The 18,779-nt window shown below is 37.2% G+C and carries 19 protein-coding genes and 1 other annotated feature; of the genes, 6 read left to right on the forward strand and 13 right to left on the reverse strand.

All coding sequences use genetic code 11. The annotated features are described in order from the left end of the window. Window positions 1-69 precede the first annotated feature (69 nt). Both P4V41_RS05125 and mecA read right to left on the reverse strand, forming a co-directional pair. Entirely contained in the window at window positions 70-1,242 is a 1,173-nt protein-coding gene (locus P4V41_RS05125) for a competence protein CoiA (RefSeq protein ID WP_328083709.1), read from the reverse strand. Between the two features lie 156 nt (window positions 1,243-1,398). Further along, window positions 1,399-2,067, reverse strand: a complete 669-nt coding sequence (mecA, locus tag P4V41_RS05130) for an adaptor protein MecA (protein WP_328083710.1) — start codon at window positions 2,065-2,067, stop codon at window positions 1,399-1,401. Window positions 2,068-2,390: 323 nt separating this feature from the next. Between mecA and P4V41_RS05135 the strand changes: the two genes are divergently transcribed. Continuing rightward, the gene (locus P4V41_RS05135) at window positions 2,391-3,059 is read left to right on the forward strand and encodes a TerC family protein (protein ID WP_328083711.1); all 669 of its coding nucleotides are present in this window, start codon (window positions 2,391-2,393) and stop codon (window positions 3,057-3,059) included. 101 nt (window positions 3,060-3,160) lie between these two features. Here the strand turns inward: P4V41_RS05135 and spxA are convergent, their stop codons facing one another. From spxA to P4V41_RS05150, 3 genes are all read right to left on the reverse strand, one after another. Then, a complete protein-coding gene (gene spxA / locus P4V41_RS05140; protein ID WP_066245987.1) occupies window positions 3,161-3,559 on the reverse strand; it encodes a transcriptional regulator SpxA in 399 nt (132 codons plus the stop codon). Window positions 3,560-3,876: 317 nt separating this feature from the next. Continuing rightward, complete coding sequence (locus P4V41_RS05145) at window positions 3,877-4,011, reverse strand: hypothetical protein (protein WP_255548976.1); 135 nt, start codon at window positions 4,009-4,011, stop codon at window positions 3,877-3,879. A gap of 34 nt (window positions 4,012-4,045) precedes the next feature. Next, window positions 4,046-4,660 (reverse strand): GNAT family N-acetyltransferase, encoded by a 615-nt coding sequence (locus tag P4V41_RS05150; RefSeq protein ID WP_328083713.1) that lies wholly within the window; start codon window positions 4,658-4,660, stop codon window positions 4,046-4,048. A 130-nt stretch (window positions 4,661-4,790) separates the two neighbouring features. Here P4V41_RS05150 and P4V41_RS05155 point away from each other — a divergent pair, with 130 nt between their 5' ends. From P4V41_RS05155 to P4V41_RS05165, 3 genes are all read left to right on the forward strand, one after another. Further along, the gene (locus P4V41_RS05155; RefSeq protein ID WP_066393124.1) at window positions 4,791-4,970 is read left to right on the forward strand and encodes a hypothetical protein; all 180 of its coding nucleotides are present in this window, start codon (window positions 4,791-4,793) and stop codon (window positions 4,968-4,970) included. 95 nt (window positions 4,971-5,065) lie between these two features. After that, a complete protein-coding gene (locus tag P4V41_RS05160; RefSeq protein ID WP_328083714.1) occupies window positions 5,066-6,826 on the forward strand; it encodes a UbiD family decarboxylase in 1,761 nt (586 codons plus the stop codon). Between the two features lie 128 nt (window positions 6,827-6,954). Continuing rightward, a complete protein-coding gene (locus P4V41_RS05165) occupies window positions 6,955-7,494 on the forward strand; it encodes an HD domain-containing protein (protein WP_137789859.1) in 540 nt (179 codons plus the stop codon). 39 nt (window positions 7,495-7,533) lie between these two features. Here the strand turns inward: P4V41_RS05165 and P4V41_RS05170 are convergent, their stop codons facing one another. The 6 genes from P4V41_RS05170 to P4V41_RS05195 all read right to left on the reverse strand — a co-directional run bounded on the left by P4V41_RS05170 (window position 7,534) and on the right by P4V41_RS05195 (window position 14,424). Further along, entirely contained in the window at window positions 7,534-8,385 is an 852-nt protein-coding gene (locus P4V41_RS05170) for a DegV family protein (protein ID WP_328083716.1), read from the reverse strand. A gap of 130 nt (window positions 8,386-8,515) precedes the next feature. Next, on the reverse strand, window positions 8,516-9,514 hold the full coding sequence (locus P4V41_RS05175; RefSeq protein WP_144701136.1) for an ABC transporter ATP-binding protein: 999 nt from the start codon (window positions 9,512-9,514) through the stop codon (window positions 8,516-8,518). After that, window positions 9,514-10,533, reverse strand: coding sequence for an ABC transporter ATP-binding protein (locus P4V41_RS05180; protein ID WP_328083717.1), 1,020 nt, complete (start codon window positions 10,531-10,533; stop codon window positions 9,514-9,516). Before P4V41_RS05180 ends, P4V41_RS05175 begins: the two co-directional genes overlap by 1 nt. A gap of 16 nt (window positions 10,534-10,549) precedes the next feature. After that, window positions 10,550-11,572, reverse strand: coding sequence for an oligopeptide ABC transporter permease (opp3C, locus tag P4V41_RS05185; RefSeq protein WP_328083718.1), 1,023 nt, complete (start codon window positions 11,570-11,572; stop codon window positions 10,550-10,552). After that, window positions 11,572-12,501 (reverse strand): oligopeptide ABC transporter permease, encoded by a 930-nt coding sequence (gene opp3b / locus P4V41_RS05190; RefSeq protein WP_328083719.1) that lies wholly within the window; start codon window positions 12,499-12,501, stop codon window positions 11,572-11,574. The genes opp3C and opp3b overlap by 1 nt, the downstream gene beginning before the upstream one ends. A 240-nt stretch (window positions 12,502-12,741) precedes the next feature. Continuing rightward, a complete protein-coding gene (locus P4V41_RS05195) occupies window positions 12,742-14,424 on the reverse strand; it encodes a peptide ABC transporter substrate-binding protein (RefSeq protein ID WP_328083720.1) in 1,683 nt (560 codons plus the stop codon). A 431-nt stretch (window positions 14,425-14,855) separates the two neighbouring features. On the opposite strand from P4V41_RS05195, the gene P4V41_RS05200 reads away from it, so the two are divergent. Both P4V41_RS05200 and trpS read left to right on the forward strand, forming a co-directional pair. Continuing rightward, window positions 14,856-15,227, forward strand: coding sequence for a DUF3899 domain-containing protein (locus tag P4V41_RS05200; RefSeq protein ID WP_328083721.1), 372 nt, complete (start codon window positions 14,856-14,858; stop codon window positions 15,225-15,227). 26 nt (window positions 15,228-15,253) lie between these two features. Beyond that, window positions 15,254-15,504, forward strand: a binding site (T-box leader). Window positions 15,505-15,562: 58 nt separating this feature from the next. Next, window positions 15,563-16,552, forward strand: coding sequence for a tryptophan--tRNA ligase (gene trpS / locus P4V41_RS05205; protein WP_328083722.1), 990 nt, complete (start codon window positions 15,563-15,565; stop codon window positions 16,550-16,552). Between the two features lie 93 nt (window positions 16,553-16,645). Here the strand turns inward: trpS and P4V41_RS05210 are convergent, their stop codons facing one another. Together P4V41_RS05210 and fabF are read right to left on the reverse strand one after the other, a co-directional pair. Next, window positions 16,646-17,392, reverse strand: coding sequence for a YjbA family protein (locus P4V41_RS05210; RefSeq protein WP_328083723.1), 747 nt, complete (start codon window positions 17,390-17,392; stop codon window positions 16,646-16,648). Window positions 17,393-17,529: 137 nt separating this feature from the next. Further along, entirely contained in the window at window positions 17,530-18,768 is a 1,239-nt protein-coding gene (fabF, locus tag P4V41_RS05215) for a beta-ketoacyl-ACP synthase II (protein WP_328083724.1), read from the reverse strand. Window positions 18,769-18,779: the final 11 nt, after the last annotated feature.

Consider the following 18,779-nt stretch of genomic DNA (forward strand, 5'->3'; position numbering starts at 1 on the left):
AATAGTAGGAATACTTTCTCCTTATGTATATCTACATATTACCAGAAAATGCTTATGCAAAGTCAAAAATTACGACTTTTCACTGAAAATTTCGTCTAGTTTAAACGCTTCCTCCAAAGTTTTTGGATAATGAACACGCTGCAGCTTTCTAAATGTTCCTTCTGACACTTTTTCTAGGAGCAGATTGTCGACTAAAAAATCTAGGTAGCCATGGATTGCATCTTTCCAAGATTCATTAAGATAAGGAAAATCTCTTTTTTGCAGAATTCGTTTATGCAGTAATCTTTGAAATTCCTTTTGAATAAAATTTACGGAGAATAATGATGTTGGGAGCTTTTCAATTAAGAACAACATATATGTCTGCCACAAGTAAGGTGAAGTTTCAATGTGATAGTAGTTTTTTGTAGGAGTACCTGCAATAGAGGGAAACAAAGTTAATGAACGGTGATTAAAATACAGAACTTTCTTCATATACATAACCGCTGGAGAGGTATTTTTAAAAGCAGTCATTCTCCACGTGTTTTTTTGCTTTCTCCATAAAGCGTTATGAATTGCGTTATTTTGTTCGGATTTAGTAAACGTTCTTGATAACCATTGGATATCTGAACACTTTTTTGTTGAAAAAGTATTTCCGTTTGCAATAGCTTTCTTTTGTGATAGAGGAATAATATTTCTGAGCAGCAGAAACTGTTCTGTTAGAGGACAATAGTAATTGAGATATAAGTTGCCATCGCTTTCCTTTTTTGCAGCTGATAGATCTGAACTTTGAATATAGTATAAATCTGGTCCTTTCTGCTTTAATCGTTTCATACTAAAAATCCAATCAGATTCCATGCTAAGAGACTGATATCCTTTAATTCTTTTTCTTAGCTCTTCTTGTGTGACTGTTGCACACTGAAACTCAATGGCGTGCTGATGATTTTGTAGAAACAAATCAGGACGCTGCCGAATATCTCTTATGTAATACTCAAGAATTGACTCTTCATTTACATGTCTTAGCCATTTATATAACCCTTTCTTTCCTAAGAGATGATAATCAGTCTCACCTTCATGATATCCATCACATTCTTCAAAAGATTGATGGGCAAAATGCCAAGTCTTTTTGGTTCCACATTTCGGTATCACTCTATTTTGACAGACCGGGCAGCGTAAATTTCCAGACTTATTTTTTTGATGCCATTCTTCCTTAGTTGTTTCTCCAACCATGTCCACAAACTGATTATTAAAAAGAGCGACTAACAATCTGTTTCACCTCCTCATTCATCATAATGAACGATGATCGCAGAAACTTCACTTCTTGCTTTTCTCAATATAGTTATTGAAACGATGGATTCTTAATAAAAACTCTAAGTTAAAAAAACAAAAACCGATTTCAAAATAGCTGAAATCGGTGATCTCTTATAATTTAAAATATTTTTGTACGTGGTCTAATGCCTCTTCTGCAACAATCGTCTTCCCATACTCTTGTATGCGGTAAACAGATAGATCAGAGTCGTTTCCGTATTCCAACAGCTGGGCTAATAAATCGTCTTGTTCTCGATCTGAAGTTTCGACATTAAATGTAACATACAAATAATATTTACCCTCGAAATGGAACAGAGAATTTTCAAAAGACGAAGAGTCAATCGTATGACTTAAGGAGATAACATCTTCAAAGTCTCCAAAAGAAATAAGGAAGGATAAATAGTCTTCTTCTGTTTCTTCTAATTCATCAAAGTCTTCTTCCACTTGAAATTGCTGATCCAATATCTGTTCAATATTTTGATCAACCGGTAAATCCAATTTATCATCGCCTATAGGAAGCTCAATTTTTTTACCGTCTTTGGACATTTGAGCACGAGTCACAATAATTTCAAGACCTTTATCCAGAGCCTGAACTTGAATCCACAGTGGACCTTCTAATGGAAACTGCTCTTGCTGATGTGCTTCGTCCATCATTTCCCAAAAGAGTTCTTCTCCTCTTTCGCGATCAGACCATATTTCTTCACGATCGAAACCGCGATCTTCAATATCTCTGTACGTAATGAAAAATTTAATGGTGAACTCATTCACTCTTTCAATTTCCATCCTGCTTCTCTCCCTTCTCTCCGGTTTGTTCGTGAAGGGATAAATACCCCTAGAAAAAAGCAAATCTTATTTCCAAATGTTCTCCGTTGAAAAATACATCAATCACAATTAAACCTCTTGTACCTTATTCTATGACAAAACGGAAAATATGGAAATAAAAAAGGCCTGTATAAACTGCCCTTTTTTAATCCTGCTCACGCGTTGAATCCCAAGCTCTCAACTTGACGGAGCAGGTCAAGCTGGACTATAATTCAAAGGTCTTTAAGGTTAACATATTGTACCATAACACAAGTGAAATTTCATTATTTACGGGGGGTTTACGTTTGGAAACAGAATTTCTGATATCATTGTTGCAGATTATCGCAATTGATATCCTTCTCGGCGGAGACAACGCTATAGTAATTGCCCTTGCCAGTAGAAACTTACCAGAAGCTCAAAGAAATAAAGCTATATTCTTAGGAACTGGACTTGCTATCGTTGTTCGTGTAGTACTAACCATTGTAGCTGTTTATTTATTAAATATTCCTTACTTATATCTAGCAGGGGGAATTTTACTTCTAATCATTGCTTATAAGTTAATTCTAGAAGAAGACGATGAGCTTGATGTCAAAGCCGGCAAGAACTTATCCGACGCTGTAAAAACCATCATATTTGCTGACATTGCTATGGGGCTTGATAATGTACTAGCTGTAGCTGGTGCTGCACATGGAAATATCGTTTTAGTTGTGATCGGTCTGTTAGTATCAGTTCCTATTATTATATGGGGAAGTAAAATAATATTGCACTTTATGGAAAGATTCCCTGTTTTAATTTATATTGGTGCTGGAGTACTTGCTTTCACATCAGCAGGAATGATCGTTGAAGAGCGCATGATTCATTCGGTATTTGAGGATAACGATGTTCTGAAGTACGGTTTATATGTATTTTTAGTTGTTGGAGTAATTCTTGCGGGTATCTTAACCAATACTTTTAAGAAGAAACGAACAAGTTAGTATAATAAAAAGTTCATGCAGTTATAAGCATGAACTTTTTTATAACTTTTATGACAAGATAATAAAAAAACTTCCGCTATCTACTAGCGGAAGTTTTTCTTTTATTCATTAACAAGACGCTGTGCTTCCATAAGCTGAAATGTACGTACACGTCTTGGTAAGAAACGACGAATTTCGTCTTCGTTATAACCAACTTGCAAACGTTTTTCATCTAAGATGATAGGTCTACGTAATAATCCAGGATGATCTGCAATTAGTTGGTATAAGTCTTGCAATGGCATGGATTCGAGATTAATGTTAAGTTCCTGGAACGTTTTAGAACGAGTTGAAATAATCTCGTCAGTACCGTCCTCTGTCATTCTCAAGATTTGTTTAACTTCTTCTATCGATAAAGGTTCTGAAAAGATATTTCTCTCTTGATAAGGAATGTCATTCTCTTTTAACCATGCTTTTGCTTTACGGCATGATGTACAGCTCGGCGAAGTAAATAGTGTGACCATAGTGGAACTCTCCTTCCCCTCTCTCTGATTTAGGCACTTTAAAAAAGTTATTAAATCATTCATAGTATACTACACATTTTACATTTTCGGTAGCGGTTATACAGACTTTTGTACATTTTTACGAATTTGACATACAAATGTAATACAACTACAAAATATTCTACACAACTTTTCCGGATCTACGTATATATAGACGTATTACCCAAGAATAAGTTTCATAAAACATAAAAAAGAATTTGTTTTTTCGATTTTTTTCAAAAACGAAAAATAAAAAAAGGCTGTTAAAAGAAAGAATCCTTCCTTCCAACAGCCCTAGCTTATGCGATTGTTTTCTTAACTTGTGATGCAGGGCCTTTTCTTGAAATGCTCGGGTTAAATTTCTTAAGGTTTTTCTTAAGCATTTCTTTCCATAGTTCTCGTTTTGTCTTTTTCTTTTTGTCCTTTTGTTTCATAACGCCTCATCCTCCTTCAAAAAGGAAAATCGTATTACTCGGAAGCAGGTTTTCCTGATGTATTTGTTGACTCATCATCAACAATCTCAGGTTTAGGTACTGAATTCTCTGTATCTAAAGTTAACACTTCACTTGCAGGCTGATAGGACTTACCGTACAATTCACTGTCCTTGTACGTGTGTATTTCATTATACGTCTTTTTCATGTTTTCATAAATAGTTTCTTCAGATTCTTCTGTTGGTGACCAATAGAGAATCTCCATCTCGTTTACTTCATTCGTAGCAAGTGAACGTCTTCTATATCCAATACTTGATGCATGTTCAAATCCTTCACGCGTGTAGAAACGTAATCTCTTTTCTGTATCAGTATCTTCATAATCGACTGGCTCGACTTCTAGAATGATTGGTTTTCCCTTTGACTTTAACTTTTCGATAAGCTTATGACCAAGTCCTTGACCTCTAGCGTCTTTGGACACAAACAAATAATCAATAAAAACAAAATCAGAAAGTTCTACATACATTAGTACGTGATACTGACCTTCATCTTTATGATAGATATCACTCTTTTCATCTAGTAATAATTCCATGTGTTCTTTAGATTTCATCTCTTCAATCGGAAAATATTGATTTAATTTCTCATACCAGTTCATTTTTTCCCCATCAGCTCCTTAAATTTTTGGTGATATTATATAGTTTTCCCTCTTTCTTCCTTTGTTATCATGAGATACAATAAAGAAAGAAGTACGTGGTGAACTCGTTGTGAGAAGGAGGAGTCCTCATTTGATTTCATTCTTTACCGATTTAACGTTGCTGGCTCTTTGTGTAGTTGGAATTACAGCATTGATGGGAAGCATCTCCCAATTTATTGCTGTAAAATTGTTCGGCGGTAAAAAAGTTTTTCATTTTGTGGATAAATCGAAGTCTTTTCAAGAAAACTGGAGTCCTGTTAAAAGAAGATAAAATGCGAACAACCCGTGAATTTTGGGTTGTTTTTTACATTTCAAGTCCGAACTACTTTATAATATAAGGGTAGCATACATAATAGAGGTGTTCAAATGCATAAAAACCTTAGAACTTTCATCAACCAGCTAAGATCTGAAAAAGAAATTGTAGAAATTCATACAGAAGTGGATCCTTATTTAGAAATTCCTGAAATTCATAGACGTGTGATCTCTGAAGAAGGACCAGCTCTTCTGTTTACAAATGTTAAAGGCAAGGATATTCCTGTTGTTACGAATCTATTCGGAACAATAAAGCGAGTAGACATGGCTTTTGGACCAAAACCAGAGCAACTAGTAAAAGAGCTCGTAGGATCGATCGATGAGTTAATGCCTCCCTCTCCTTCTGTATTATGGAAGAAAAAAGGCATGATCAAGGATGTATTATCACTTGGCACGAAAACAGTCAATAAAAATAAAGCTCCATTGTTAGAAACTTTTACAACAAATGTTAACATGCAAGACCTGCCTGCATTAACTGGCTGGCATTTAGACAGCAATCCGTTCGTAACTCTGCCACTCGTGTATACCGAACATCCAGATAAACATGAGCATAATCTTGGTATGTACAGAATCGAAATTAAAGAAAAGAACAAGACCGGTATTCACTGGCAGATTCATAAAGGCGGAGGTTTCCATCATTATGCCGCTGAACAAAAAAACGAAGCATTACCTGTGACACTGTTTCTAGGAGGACCACCGTCCCTAATGATTTCAGCCATAGCGCCTCTTCCAGAAGCAGTTCCTGAGCTTATGTTTTCCTCTATGTTAATGGGAAAAAAATTAAGTCTTACACATGTTGATGGTCATCCTCATCCTTTGATCGCAGAAGCAGAATTCGCGTTTGGAGGAATTGTTCCACCGCATGTTCGAGAACCCGAAGGACCTTTCGGAGATCATTATGGCTACTATTCATGGGCACATGACTTCCCAGTATTCAATGTTGATAAGATGTGGAAGCGAAAAGATGCCATCTATCCTGCAACGGTTGTCGGGAAACCAAAACAAGAAGATTATTTTATCGGAGAATATTTGCAAAGGTTAATGAGTCCACTATTCCCTGTTGTTATGAACGGTGTACGAGATCTTTGGACGTATGCAGAAACCGGCTTTCATGCATTAGCAGGAGCAGTTGTGCGCGAATCATACTATAAAGAAGGTTTGGCGCATGCTTTCCGTATAATGGGTGAAGGGCAGCTGACACTTACTAAATTCTTGATGGTAACGAATAAGCCTGTAAACCTTCAAAATTTTGCTGAACTTGCAGAAGGCGTACTTGAGCGGTTTCTTCCTGAACGAGATCTCTTAATTATCCATGATACTTCTATGGATACTCTAGATTACACAGGTCGTAAATTCAATACAGGTTCAAAGGCAATTATGACTGGATTAGGTGAACCTGTCCGGAAACTTAAACGCACTTATGATGGTGGTACCATTTCAGGCATCCATGACGTTGGCGTATTTTGTGGTGGCTGTTTAACGGTAAGTGGCCCATCATTTGAAGAAGCACCTGATTTTGCAGAAAAATTGCTTGTAAACGGTCACGATTCTTTCAAGGATTGGCCATTGGTTTTCCTTGTTGATGATGCATCGATCGCTGCAAAACAAGCTGAGTTCTTATGGACAACCTTTACACGATTTGATCCAGCATATGATGTATACGCAAAAAGCACAATAGACAGAAACCGGATTAAATATGAAGGAACGATCATTATTGATGCAAGAATGAAGCCATTCTATCCGGATGTGGTTGAAACTCGTGAAGATATTGATAAATTAGTTACGGATCGTTGGAATGAGTATTTCAAAAACTAAACGATATTGATTTAGGTTAAAAAAGAAGCGAATTTGATCGCTTCTTTTTTTAATTATTTTGTTGATATATTGTCCAATTGGTGTTAATGTATATAACAATATACATTTTTATAGAAAGGAGAAATCATATGCGAAATATTAGCTTACTTGATTTATATAACCATCCGCATGTACAGAAATATGTAAAGCGATCAGGAATGGTTCATGCCATCTCAACAGCTTATCATGCATACCGTTTGTCTCAAAAATTTGGTGTTGATCCAGATTTAGCTACGAAGGCTGCCTTTCTTCATGATATCGGTCATTATACTTGGTATAAAAATGGTCATTGGGACTATGACATGTATAAAGAGAATGATATTCATGCGATTAAAGGTGCAGAACGTGCGCATCGAATTTTAGTGTCTCTCGGTGAAGATCGTAAAAATGCAAAAGAAATTGCTCTTGCCATTTTACTACACACCGATTCTTATCTCCCTGCTGGCTCGCTTAACCTTAATCCGTTGCAAAAAGTTGTTGCATTAGCTGACGAAGCCGATGAAGAACCAGGCGGAAGCCACCACTATCGTACGATTAGTGATATGAAAGCTATAACCATGATAAAAAAATTAGATGAAATGGTAGATGAATATCATGAAGAAGAAAAAGTAAAACACTCTGTTTCCTAAGAAAAGGAAAAGAGTGTTTTTAACATTCTTACATATTTTTTAATAAGCTACAAATCCAATAGCTTTTTCGCTTGAATACGTTCCAATCGTACTACCAAATCGAGTATAGATCACTTTTGGGAAACTGGATAATGAAAATAGTTCTTCGAATTCTTTTTTTACTTCATCAGTAGAAGGAAAACTATGAATGAGATAAAGTGTTTTCTCAGGATTTTCTTCTTTCCATTCAGAAATATATTCTTTCATCTTAGAAAGACCCTTCTTACTTCCTCTAAACTTTCCAATCGTTTCAACAACACCATCAATGATAGAAATCATCGGTTTAATATTTAACATTCCAGCGATAGCACCTTGAACAGCAGATATTCTTCCGCCTTTTTTCAAGTTTTCTAATGTTTCTAGTAGTACGTAAGCTTTAATGCCTGACTTCGTCTTCTCTAAGTTACTCACGATTTCACTTAGTGCTTTACCTTCACGCGCTAATTCAATCGCTTCATTTAATAAAATTTGTACACCGCCTGAAGCGATTCCTGAATCAACAATGATTACTTTTTCTTGTTCTTCATCATTTAACATACTCTTTCCAATCGTGGCACTTTGAACCGTTCCACTTAAGTTAGATGAGATGCCGATATATAGTACATCATTGCCTTTATCCACTTCTTTTTGAAAAGCTTCATAAAAAGATTGTGGAGATGGCTGACTTGTTTTAGGTAGTTCTGGTTCCATACTCATACGTTTATAAAATTCATCTTCGGAAATGTTCACACCATCTAAATAATGGTCTTCTCCAAATTGTACATTCAATGGTACAACTGTTAACGAGTAATCCAGTTTCTCAAGATCTATTTTAAGGTCACTTGCGCTATCAACTATAAAACTAAGGTTCATATTGTTCTACCCCATTTCTGCTTCTCGATCAATTATTAGGGATGTATAAAGAATTGTATACGCTTTACACACTTCTATTAGTTTAACATAAAAACGACCTCCTGTATTATAGGAGATCGTTTTAAATGTGTTAATTCTGTTGCTTTACAGCTTCTTCATCATAAAGGTGACATGCTACCCAATGACCTTCTCTAGCTTCTTGCCATTTAGGTTTAACTGCTGCACACACATCCATTGCATGTGGGCAACGAGTACGGAAACGGCAGCCACTTGGAGGATTGATCGGACTCGGAACATCTCCCTCTAAGATGATACGTTCACGGCTTCTTTCTAGTTCAGGATCCGGAACTGGAATCGCTGATAATAACGCTTGTGTATAAGGGTGAAGCGGCTCTTCATACAGCTCATCACTTGTTGTAAGCTCTACAATGTTACCTAGGTACATTACACCTACACGATCAGAAATATGTTTAACCATAGATAGATCATGGGCAATAAATAGGTAAGTAAGTCCGCGTTCTTTTTGCAGTTCCATCATCAAGTTAACAACTTGCGCTTGAATGGAAACGTCTAGAGCTGAGATCGGCTCATCGGCAATGATAAAGTCTGGATCTACTGCTAGGGCACGAGCAATCCCGATACGTTGACGCTGTCCACCTGAGAATTCATGCGGGTAACGGTTTGCGTGTTCTTTATTTAATCCTACTGTTTCAAGTAGTTCATAAACTCGATTTTCACGGTCTTTCTTTGTTTTCGCTAATCCATGGATATCAATACCTTCAGCAATAATATCCTTAACCGTCATACGCGGATTAAGAGAAGCGTATGGATCTTGGAAGATCATTTGCATTTTGCGGTTAAATTTCTTTAACTCAGAACGAGACTTTTTATCATGAACGTCATCGCCTTCATAAAGAACTTCACCTTCAGTAGCATCATAGAGACGAATAATTGTACGTCCAGTAGTAGATTTACCACACCCTGACTCACCTACAAGTCCAAGTGTTTCTCCTTTATAAATATCAAAGGAAACATCATCTACAGCTTTTAGTACACCCTTTTTTCCAGCTGGGAAATACTTTTTAAGATTTTTTACTTCTAATAATTTTTCTCTCTCTACTACTGCCATTATCGAGCACCCCCAACTAATGCCTCTTGCGGCGGTTCAACTTTTGGCGCTCGCTCATCTAATAACCAGCAAGCTGCTTTGTGAGAAGAAGATACATCTGTAGCTTCAGGCATATTCTCCAAACAAACTTCCATCGCATATGGACAACGCGCTGCAAACGGACATCCTTTTGGAGGATTCATAAGATCAGGCGGTGTTCCTGGAATCGCTAAAAGTTCTTTTGATTCTGCGTTTAACTTAGGCATTGAAGCCAATAGTCCCCAAGTGTATGGGTGCTTCGGCTTATAAAAAATTTCATCGACTGTACCAGTCTCAACAATCATACCACCGTACATTACAGCTACACGTTGAGCCAAGTTAGCTACAACTCCAAGGTCATGTGTGATCAAGATAATCGCTGTACCTGTTTTATCTTGAAGATCGCGCATCAAGTCAAGAATCTGTGCTTGAATGGTAACGTCAAGCGCTGTTGTCGGTTCATCCGCGATTAGTACTTTTGGATTACATGATAGTGCAATCGCGATAACTACACGTTGTCGCATTCCACCTGAAAATTGGTGAGGATATTCATCCACACGAAGCTCTGGATTCGGAATACCTACAAGTTTTAGTAAGTTTACAGCGCGTTCTTTAGCTTCACTTTTGCTCATGTTTTGGTGCTTACGAAGACCTTCCATGATCTGTTTTCCGATTGTCATCGTTGGATTAAGTGATGTCATCGGATCTTGGAAAATCATTGATATTTCAGCACCACGAATCTTTTCCATCTCGCGTTCTGAAGCTTTTGCAAGATCTTTACCTTGAAACTTAATCGATCCTTGCTTGATCGAACCAATTTTATTTGGTAAAAGTCTCATGATTGATTTAGATGTTACTGATTTACCAGAACCAGACTCACCAACGATGGCAAGTGATTCACCTTTATCTAATGTAAAGCTAACGCCACGAACGGCCTTAACTTCTCCCCCATACGTCTGGAAGGAGACATGTATGTTATCTAACTCTAATAGTTTTTCCATTTATATAATCCCCTTCCTATCTTCTCATTTTAGGATCAAGCGCGTCGCGAAGACCATCACCAAGAAGGTTAAAGCTGATCATTAGAACACACAACACTGAAGCAGGATAAATTGCTAAGTGAGGATAGATTCTTATGGACCTAAAGCCATCGGCAATCAACGATCCTAGCGATGCAACCGGAGGCTGTATTCCTAAACCGATAAAGCTCAAGAAAGATTCAAAGAATATTGCCCCAGGAATAGTGAACGTACTTGTTACGATGATTGCACCTAGTGTATTAGGTAAAAGGTGCTTAGAAATTAATCTGCCGTTAGTTGACCCGAGAGTTCTGGATGCTAAAACGAACTCGCGATTCTTCAATGAAATGATCTGTGCACGTACGATACGTGACATACCTATCCAACCTGTAATTACTAGTGCGAGTGTAATAGAGAGTATCCCTGGATCAAGTATGATGATAAACAAGATAATTACCACCAAGTTAGGAATACCATATAAGATTTCTACGATACGCTGCATCACATCGTCTGTTCTACCACCGTAGAATGCTGAGATTCCACCATAAGCAACACCAATAACCAATTCGATAGCTGAAGCTAGAAAAGCGATATATAAAGAAATTTGAGTACCTTTCCAAACACGAGTCCACTGATCACGTCCAAGGTTGTCGGTTCCAAACCAGAAATATTGATCTTTAGGCACATTCTTCATTTCATATTGATTAACTCCACGAATATCTACACCGTTAACTCCTAGAAATTCCACTTTTTCAAGTCCAGGAACTTTAGGTGGTAAATTTGATCTCATTAGTTCTTGATCATCAATTCCGTAATTAGTAAATGTAGGTGCAATTAAAGAAAATACAATGATAAACGCGATAGCGAACAGTCCGAGCATTGCACCTTTGTTTTGTTTAAGACGTCTAAAGGCATCTTGCCAAAAGCTTAAGCTTGGTTTAGAAATTTCTTCAGCTCTGTTAGAATCAAGATTCGCTGGGCGGAATAAATCAGGTGTTAGTTTACGTTCTGACATGCTCATTATGATTTACCTCCTGCTACACGAATACGTGGATCGATAATTCCGTATAGAATATCTACGATTAAGATAATCGCTACGATTAAGAAACTATAGAAAATTGTTGTACCCATTATTACAGGGTAGTCATTTACCTGTATCGCTTTTACAAATTGCTCACCAATTCCAGGAATCGCGAAAATATTTTCTATAACTAAAGAACCAGTAATCAGTCCAATAGCCATTGGTCCAAGGATAGTAACAATCGGTATTAAGCTATTTCTTACAGAGTGCTTAAATATTACAGATGATTTGCTAACCCCTTTTGATCGTGCCATAAGGATATAATCTGTTCCTAATATTTCAAGCATTTCAGTACGCATAAAACGAGCTACTGTAGCAATAACTCCTACGGATAAAGAGAATGCTGGTAGAATGTGATATTCTGGTCCGTTCCAAAATGCTACTGGAAGCCATTGTAGCTTCACACCTACGTAGTATTGCAAAAGTCCTGCAAATACGAAGGAAGGAATCGCGATACCAAATACAGCGATGACCATAGCACCATAATCCAGAAACGTATTATGCTTTAACGCAGCCATAATACCCAGCAACAAGCCAACTATTGTACCAAAAAGTAAAGCTTCAAAACCAACAGTAGCTGATGGTCCCATACCATTGACAATCAATGAATTGACGGTACGTCCATCAAACTGAAACGTATATCCTAAATCACCCTGTGCCAATTTTGTAATATAGTTAATGTACTGAACAGGCACCGGGTCATTTAACCCGTATTTTTCATTTAATGCGTACCTTTGAGTTTCCGTTAACTTATCTTGGTTGTTAAAAGGAGAACCCGGTAGCAATTTCATTAAAAAGAATGTAATCGTTGCAATGATCAGCAAAGTTAAAAGCATGTATAAAATTCGCTGTGTAATATAACGCAACATTACAAACACCTCCCCCAAATGTTTCAAGCCTTAATATTTTGAAATCTTTCTGTAATATCTATCTTAAGGTACAAAATATTTTATATCAATAGAAAATATTCTTTTTTCGACATTTTCTGATATCTTTTTTATTTCATAAAATATCCAATTGTCCTTTTCATGGCAAAAAAGAGAGTACATGTCAGGAACACATGTACTCTCCTGAGAAAAACTATTTACTATTGTTCAATAGTACAATTATTACTGTTTACCTTCGATATAGATCCACTTGTAAGAAACATCAGCTCCAAATAAGTGGTTTACTACACCTTTAACGTAAGGCTTACGAAGTCCAGTAACACCTGATTGGAATAATGGAGAGATAGCTTGATCTTCAAAAAGAATTTTCTCAGCTTCAAGCATCATTTCCCAACGCTTGTTAACGTCAGTTTCTTTCTTTGCTCCATTTACTAACTCATCATACTTAGGATTAGAGTATCCCATTTGGTTATGAGCTCCATCTGTTACGAACATGTCGATGAATGTCATAGGATCTTGATAGTCAGGACCCCAACCTGCATAAGAGAAGTCATACTCTCCGTTAGACTCTAACTCTAGCTTTTGCTTAAATGGTTGTGCTTTAATTGAAACTTTCAAACCTGGAAGGTTCTTTTCTAATTGGTTCTTAATGTATTCACCAGTCTTTTTCGCATTATCTGAATCGTAGTTTAGAAGCTCTAAAGTAAGCTCTTTTTTACCGATTTCTTCAAGTCCTTTTGCCCAAAGCTTTTTCGCTTCTTCAGCATCGAACTTACCAAAGTCTCCGTTTGTTTTGCGGAAATCTTCGTTGCCTTCAGGGCTGAACGTGAACTCACCAGGTACTAAGTAGTAAGCTGGTTTTGAACCATTGTTAAGTAATACATCAACTAATGCTTTTTTATCGTAAGCCATATCAATAGCTTTACGGATATTTACGTTTTTAAGTTCTTCTTTCTTTTGGTTGATACGAAGGAAGAATACAGTTGCTTCACCACGAGTATAAAGATCTTCGTTACCTTGGAACTGATCAACAAACTCTGAGTTTAATCCAACAGTATCTACTTGACCTGTTTCATAAAGGTTTACACCTGTAGCTACGTCTTTAACGATTTTCACGTTAACTTCGTCAAGCTTTACAGTGTCTTTGTCCCAATATTGATCGTTTTTCTTGAACTGCCATCCTTCGTTATGCTTCCACTCAGAAAGAACGAAAGGACCGTTGTAAATCATTGTGTTAGCTTCAAGTGCGAACTTATCAGCTTGCTTCTTAACAAACTCTTCTTTTTGTGGGTAGAACGTTGCGAATCCAGTTAGTCCTAAGAAATAAGGAGCTGGAGCTTCTAAAGTAACTTCTAGAGTTGTGTCATCAACTGCTTTAACACCTAATTGATCTACTTTACCGTATAATGGGTCACCATCAGTTTGGATCGCGTTAGCGTTTTTAACTGGGCCCATGATGTAAGCATACTCAGAAAGAGTGTCTGGGTGTAATGCTTTTTGCCAAGCGTAAACGAAATCTTTCGCTACTACCTGAGAACCATCACTCCATTTAGCGTCTGGGTTTAGTTTAAACGTGTAAACTGTACCATCATCACTTAATTTGTGACTTTCAGCAACACCTTCAGTTGGTTGGTTGTCTTTATCAAGACGATACAAACCTTCGAAAACGTTGTTCATTACTTCAAATGAAACTGAGTCTGTTGCTTGTGAAGAATCCATTGAAGGAATTTCAGATGAATCTACAAGATTAAGTACTTGTGGTTCACTTGGTGCTGCAGTGCCTGGCTCATCTTTATCTTTGTCCTTACCTTCGCCAGCTTTGTCATCTCCGCCACTACAAGCAGCTAAGAACATGCTCAAAACTAAAACTAGTGTAAGAAGCAAAGACCATTTTGACTTCTTCATGAGTCGACCTCCCCTTTTTATCCTGTTAAAATGTTAGCAGATAAAAGCATCAAGAATTATCAGACATTTTCATCTACAAGTTCGATTATACAAGTTTTCAAACAATTGTGCATTTATTTTTTTTAAGAGTTTTACAAAAAGCCCATTATATTTACTTTTCTTTAACAAAAAATAGGTATTTGTACCTATTACTAAACAGGGTTTATTTTCTGATAATTCTACAAATTTTACCAAAATTATGTGTAAACTAGCATGAATATTACATTCTCGATTTTTTGTGAGGATAGGATATGCTTCACTTTGTAAGATAATTCGTCAATTTTATATTTCATTTGTTACAATGGGAGTAAAGTCTGACGGTATAATTCAAAAAATATGGTACATTTCTTTATGCTTATGGTGTAATTCTTACTAGATGGAGGCTTCTATAGATGAACTTAATTTTCAAGAGAATCCTGATCATATCAGCGTTCCCTGTTGTTATAGCATTTGGAGTTAGTTTAATATCTTCCGGACCTTTTACCCTTGAAAAATACGTAAATGTTTTATTTTATTTTTCATTGTCGATTGCTCTTATTGGCATTGCTTTATATGTAGCAAAAGGTGGATTCTTTGACTTTATTACGTATAGCTTTAAGAAAGTCGCTCGATCTTTATCAAGACATCCAGAGATCGATGATGTGGTTTCATTTAAGACAAACTTTAAAGTATCAGAGCGAATAAATGTTTCATATATGAAGTCGTTTTTATTCAGCGGCCTTCTTTTAACTTTCATTACGATTGCCGTTGCATATCTTTTATAATTTGTGTATACTACAAAAAATAAATGTTATATGCGATGAGAAAGAAGAGTACATGATGTGAAACTCTAAGAGAGCCTGTGGTTGGTGAGAACAGGTAGTGAATCATGATGGAATGGGCTTTTGAGCATTCTGACCGAACCTTTATAGTAGGCTCAGGCGTGTAGATGTCCGCACGATACAATGGACAGCGTATAGGTTCTTTACCTGTACGTGTCAAAGTGATTTTCGGTATGTATGAAAATTATAAGGGTGGCACCGCGGTCCATTCGTCCCTTGCATGAGGCGACGAGTGGGCCTTTTTATATTGATTTTTATAAACAAAGGAGAGATGAATCATGTCTGTAATCTTCTCAGGCATTCAGCCGAGCGGAAATTTAACGATCGGTAACTACATTGGAGCGATGAGGCATTTTGTTGAACTTCAAAATGAACACGAATGTTATTTCTGCGTTGTTAATCAGCACGCCATTACGGTGGCACAAGATCCTGTTGAATTGAAAAAAAACAGCAGAAATTTAGCTGCTTTGTATTTAGCAGCAGGAATCGATCCTGAAAAATCGACAATTTTCATACAATCTGAAGTTCCAGCTCATACGAAGATGGGATGGATGATGCAATGTGTTACCTATATTGGTGAATTAGAGCGCATGACACAGTTCAAAGATAAGTCTACAGGAAAAGAAGCTGTATCTGCTGGGTTATTAACTTATCCACCTCTTATGGCAGCAGATATCCTTCTTTATAACACGAGTATCGTTCCTGTTGGTGATGATCAGAAACAGCATCTTGAATTAACTCGAGATATTGCTGAACGCTTTAATAAGAAGTATCGTGAAGTCTTTGTGATTCCAGAACCTCGTATTGCTTCAGAAGGAGCAAGAATCATGTCACTTGTTGATCCTGAGAAAAAAATGAGTAAATCGGATCCTAATCAAAATTCATTTATCTCTATGCTTGATGATGAATCTGTAATCTTAAAGAAAATTAAGCGTGCTACGACTGATTCAGAAGGCGTTGTTGCTTACGATAAAGAAAATAAGCCAGGCATCTCAAACCTTCTAACGATTTACTCACAGTTATCAGGAGAAAGCATCAAGTCTCTTGTTGAGAAATATGAAGGAAAAGGTTATGGCGACTTTAAACAAGGTGTGGCAGAAGCTGTTATTAATGCTCTTAAACCTATTCAAGAACGTTATAAAGAGTATTTAGCATCAACTGAATTAGATGACATTCTTGATCGTGGTGCCGAAAAAGCAAATCGTGTGGCGAACAAAACATTGAACAAAGCTGAGCGAGCAATGGGATTAGCTCGTAAGCGTGTTTAATAATACGTAGCAGAAAAAACAAAAAACCAGCAGAAGTGGTCATTCGATCACCTGCTGGTTTTACTTTTTTTCTAGAACTATTTGATTTCATCCTTAGTTCACTTGTGTACCGTTCTCAAGCTCCCAGATCTTTTCAAAATAAGGCTGTCCTTTTACTAACCGCTCACACATATCCATATGCTGTTTAGACCAACCGCTCTTTAATTCACAGTATAACGCATCCCACGCTTCGTCAAATTCCATCCTCTGAATTCTTCCGTATTGCTCTGGCATCCACTCTGTACACCAGTATCTCATTTCAGCAACATTTTTTGTAGAATGAAGCTGATCTAAAGCCATAAACAAAAGCTGCTTCAGCTGTCTCTCTTTACGTGTTAACCCTCTCATGCTGTCTGGATTTGGAGATAGGATGTGATATTCTTTGCTTAACTGCTTTTCACTGAACGTATAGACATTTGTTTCCGTCTGCTCTGCCATCTCAAATACAAGCTGTTCCTGTCTTGGTATAAGTCTGCTCTTACGGATTGGTATTCTATAACCCATCGTATCTATGATGAGGGATTTCTTTTCATCCGTAATGATAAAGCAGTGCTCAAGTTGTACTCGTTGATTATTCTTTCTAACGTAAGCTTTCTGGTGCACCTCTTCAAGTAGGGAATCCGGCAGATCATTCAAATCATTTTCAATGTAATGAAAGAGTGTGGATTCTATTTTAATAATTGGAACCTGATCCAATAGTTCAATATAATCGTCTTTTCTCCATTCATGAAACTCACAAACGTTATAGCCGTTCTCTTCTCCTTCGAACCAGTTGACCCAAACATCACGTAAATATAACATCTGTACCCCTCACTTCTTAGCCGATTTGTATTTAAAATCAGTATAGTCAGAGGTTGTCCTTTTTATTCTAAATTAAGGTAATTAACTCGAAGTATGCAAAACCCCGCTTTCAAAAGAAAACGGGGTTTGACAATGAATTATTCTTCAATTTTTTTGAAAACTAATGATGCATTATGCCCACCGAATCCTAGTGAATTACTAAGAACAGCATTCACTTCTGCTTTTCTTGCTGTATTCGGAACATAGTCAAGATCGCACTCTTCATCAGGTGTTTCATAGTTGATGGTTGGAGGAAGAATACTTTCTTGAATCGCTTTTACAGAGAAGATTGCTTCAATTCCACCTGCAGCACCTAATAAATGTCCTGTCATTGATTTTGTTGAGCTAACTGGAATTTTATAAGCATGCTCGTTAAACACAGCTTTAATAGCAGCTGTCTCAAACTTATCATTGTAATCCGTACTCGTTCCATGCGCATTAATATATGAAATCTCTTCCGGCGCTAGTCCACTATCAAGAACCGCTTGTCTCATTGCACGTGCTCCGCCTTCTCCACCAGGAGCAGGCTGGGTAATGTGATAAGCATCACCAGTTGCACCATAGCCAACGATTTCTGCGTAAATCTTAGCACCGCGTTTTTTCGCAAATTCGTATTCTTCTAAAACTAGTATTCCAGCTCCTTCACCAATAATAAAGCCTGTTCGGTCCTTATCAAAAGGACGGCTAGCTGTGTTTGGATCTGGATTAGTTGATAGTGCTCCTGCTTGGCAGAATCCTGCTAGTGCCATGTCTGTGATCGGTGCTTCCGTTCCACCTGTAACCATTACATCTGCATCTCCGCGCTGAATCACTTTAAATGCATCTCCGATTGAGTTTGCACCCGATGCACAAGCCGTTACAGTACATGAATTCATACCTTTAGCGCCAATTGTAATTGAGACCTGGCCAGATGCCATATCCGGTATCATCATTGGAACGAAGAATGGACTAACGCGTCTTACACCTTTTGCTTCAAAGATACGAAATTGTTCTTCATGAGTATCCATCCCACCAATTCCAGAACCAATCCATACCCCTACTCGAGGTGCAATTTCTTCTGTGATATCTAAGTTAGCATCTTTAACAGCCATAATGGATGCTGCAACTGCAAATTGCGTGAAACGATCCATACGACGTGCTTCTCTTTTATCCATAAAATCTTCCGGGTTAAATTCTGTCGCTTCTGCAGCTACTTTAACCGGAAATTTTTCTTTATCTCTTCTTGTAAGTGGACCTACACCACTTTGACCTTCAACAATCTTTTTCCATGTTTCTTCTACACTGTTTCCAAGAGGAGTTACGGCTCCTAGACCAGTTACGACTACTCTTTTTTTCATTGTAAAACCAA

Origin of the sequence: Fictibacillus nanhaiensis (genome assembly GCF_036213205.1) — a bacterium.
Taxonomy (GTDB): Bacteria; Bacillota; Bacilli; order Bacillales; family Fictibacillaceae; genus Fictibacillus; species Fictibacillus nanhaiensis_E.

Bases quoted from the DNA above. Each gene is read 5' to 3' on its own strand.
- opp3b (WP_328083719.1), bottom strand. From the start codon at position 12,501: ATGTTGCGTTATATTACACAGCGAATTTTATACATGCTTTTAACTTTG.
- P4V41_RS05145 (WP_255548976.1), bottom strand. From the start codon at position 4,011: ATGAAACAAAAGGACAAAAAGAAAAAGACAAAACGAGAACTATGGAAA.
- P4V41_RS05170 (WP_328083716.1), bottom strand. From the start codon at position 8,385: ATGAACCTTAGTTTTATAGTTGATAGCGCAAGTGACCTTAAAATAGAT.
- mecA (WP_328083710.1), bottom strand. From the start codon at position 2,067: ATGGAAATTGAAAGAGTGAATGAGTTCACCATTAAATTTTTCATTACG.
- trpS (WP_328083722.1), top strand. From the start codon at position 15,563: ATGTCTGTAATCTTCTCAGGCATTCAGCCGAGCGGAAATTTAACGATC.
- P4V41_RS05165 (WP_137789859.1), top strand. From the start codon at position 6,955: ATGCGAAATATTAGCTTACTTGATTTATATAACCATCCGCATGTACAG.
- P4V41_RS05175 (WP_144701136.1), bottom strand. From the start codon at position 9,514: ATGGCAGTAGTAGAGAGAGAAAAATTATTAGAAGTAAAAAATCTTAAA.
- P4V41_RS05150 (WP_328083713.1), bottom strand. From the start codon at position 4,660: ATGAACTGGTATGAGAAATTAAATCAATATTTTCCGATTGAAGAGATG.
- fabF (WP_328083724.1), bottom strand. From the start codon at position 18,768: ATGAAAAAAAGAGTAGTCGTAACTGGTCTAGGAGCCGTAACTCCTCTT.
- opp3C (WP_328083718.1), bottom strand. From the start codon at position 11,572: ATGAGCATGTCAGAACGTAAACTAACACCTGATTTATTCCGCCCAGCG.
- P4V41_RS05200 (WP_328083721.1), top strand. From the start codon at position 14,856: ATGAACTTAATTTTCAAGAGAATCCTGATCATATCAGCGTTCCCTGTT.
- P4V41_RS05195 (WP_328083720.1), bottom strand. From the start codon at position 14,424: ATGAAGAAGTCAAAATGGTCTTTGCTTCTTACACTAGTTTTAGTTTTG.
- spxA (WP_066245987.1), bottom strand. From the start codon at position 3,559: ATGGTCACACTATTTACTTCGCCGAGCTGTACATCATGCCGTAAAGCA.
- P4V41_RS05160 (WP_328083714.1), top strand. From the start codon at position 5,066: ATGCATAAAAACCTTAGAACTTTCATCAACCAGCTAAGATCTGAAAAA.
- P4V41_RS05180 (WP_328083717.1), bottom strand. From the start codon at position 10,533: ATGGAAAAACTATTAGAGTTAGATAACATACATGTCTCCTTCCAGACG.
- P4V41_RS05210 (WP_328083723.1), bottom strand. From the start codon at position 17,392: ATGTTATATTTACGTGATGTTTGGGTCAACTGGTTCGAAGGAGAAGAG.